The 421-nt window shown below is 24.0% G+C and carries 1 protein-coding gene; it reads left to right on the top strand.

Annotated features, from left to right (window positions below; all coding sequences use genetic code 11):
* A partial coding sequence (gene bdr / locus U880_RS11670; RefSeq protein ID WP_024654479.1) for a Bdr family repetitive protein occupies positions 1-421 on the top strand: 421 nt, incomplete at both ends.

Raw genomic sequence — 421 nt, 5'->3', positions numbered from 1 at the left:
GATTTGTCTTATAGATACTATAAAAATGAGCTTACTATTAAAGATCTTCAATATTTAAAAGAGAACTTTGACATAAAATTGGAGATGTTAGAGCGTGGTTTAAAGGCTGAGATTAGGGAACTTGATACTAAGATTGATACCGTAGAGAATAATTTAAATATTAAGATAGATATTAAATTTACAGAACTTGATAACAAAATCGATATTATTGAGAATAGCTTAAAATCAGATATTAAAGAACTTGATAACAAAATTGATAAAGTAAGGGATGAATTAAAATCTGATATTAAAGAACTTGATACTAAGATTGATACCGTAGAGAATAATTTAAATATTAAGATAGATATTAAATTTACAGAACTTGATAACAAAATCGATATTATTGAGAATAGCTTAAAATCAGATATTAAAGAACTTGATA

The sequence above is a fragment of the Borrelia hispanica CRI genome (assembly GCF_000500065.1).
GTDB lineage: Bacteria > Spirochaetota > Spirochaetia > Borreliales > Borreliaceae > Borrelia > Borrelia hispanica.
This window is presented reverse-complemented; position numbering and strand designations above follow the sequence as displayed.